The sequence below is a fragment of the Kitasatospora sp. NPDC057512 genome, from assembly GCF_042802135.1.
Classification (GTDB): Bacteria; Actinomycetota; Actinomycetes; order Streptomycetales; family Streptomycetaceae; genus Kitasatospora.
Map to the genome: position 1 here is coordinate 1 of NZ_JBHVET010001277.1, position 1,132 is coordinate 1,132.

Below are 1,132 nucleotides of genomic sequence, written 5' to 3' on the forward strand. Positions count from 1 at the left end.
CGTCAGCTCTCGCTACCGCCACGGCGCTTGCGGGCGAGCAGCACCAGCGCGCCGCCGACCAGCAGCACGCCGCCGCCGGCCGCCGCGATCATCGGGGTCGCGTCGCTGCTACCGGTCTGGGCGAGCGCCGGCGCGCTCGCGGAGGGCGCCGGGGTCGGGGTCTTGCTCGGGGTGTGCGTCACCGACGGGGTCGGGGTGGCCGGGGGCGTCACCGACGGGGTGGGAGTCGGGGTCGCGGTCGGCGTCGGGGTGGGAGTCGGGGTCGGGGTCTTGGTGGGGGTCGGGGTCGGGGTCGGGGTCGGAGTCGGCGTGTGGCACGGCTCGATGGTCTTGGTCTCGTTGATGTTCCAGCCCTTCTCGTTCGGGCTCTCCGTGGTGGTGACCACCAGGTTCGCCTTGATCGGGGCATCGTGGTCCTTCACCGGGAAGGAACCGTGGAACTCCGCGGGGAAGGCCTTGGCGTCCAGGACCTTCTCGCCGTCGATGGTGAGGCTGACGGTGTTCTTCACGTCGGCCTTGGGGCTGTAGTTGATCAGATCGATCACGATCTTGTCGCAGGTCACCGACCAACTCGGCACGTGCGCCGAGGCATTGGTGGCCAGTGCCAGAGGCAGGAGAAAACCGGCCGCAGCCGTGCCGGCGAGTGCCGTCGCGCCGATCGCGAAGTGCCGCTGCTGTCGCGCCATTACTTTGTTCCCCTCCGAACGGTCGTGCGCAGCAGGCGTGTTGAGTGGTACGCGGTGGCCCGCTACGACTGTCCGGGGGACTCTACCGGCACTCCCGCACCCCGCCACACCCCGCCGCACGACCGGATATCGACTGTCCGTCCGTCTTTCGATGTGCTTGGGCCAGCCCATCACAGCCGTCACCTCGCAGAACGCGGATTCGGCAAACCTGAATGGACTTCGCCACTTCAAGAGAGAACGGAGCCCTCGGTGATCAGGTTCAATCACCGAGGGCTCCGATTCGGTCAGCCGACGAACCTCAGGCCTTTCCGACCTTTCCGTCGTCTCCGCCCTTTCCGACCCACCGGGCCGGATCGCCGGGCTCAGCCGGCTCAGGCCTTCCGGGCCGCCTTGCGCCGGGCGGCCACCACGATCCCGCCGCCGGCCGCGAGCACGACCGCACCGCC

At 69.4% G+C, this 1,132-nt stretch carries 1 protein-coding gene; it reads right to left on the reverse strand.

Going from position 1 to position 1,132, the window contains the following annotated elements:
* Positions 1 to 2 precede the first annotated feature (2 nt).
* Complete coding sequence (locus ACFU6K_RS39465; RefSeq protein WP_380671563.1) at positions 3 to 686, reverse strand: LAETG motif-containing sortase-dependent surface protein; 684 nt, start codon at positions 684 to 686, stop codon at positions 3 to 5.
* Positions 687 to 1,132: the final 446 nt, after the last annotated feature.

Excerpts from the sequence above, each read along its gene's own strand:
- ACFU6K_RS39465 (WP_380671563.1), bottom strand. The coding sequence starts at position 686 with ATGGCGCGACAGCAGCGGCACTTCGCGATCGGCGCGACGGCACTCGCC.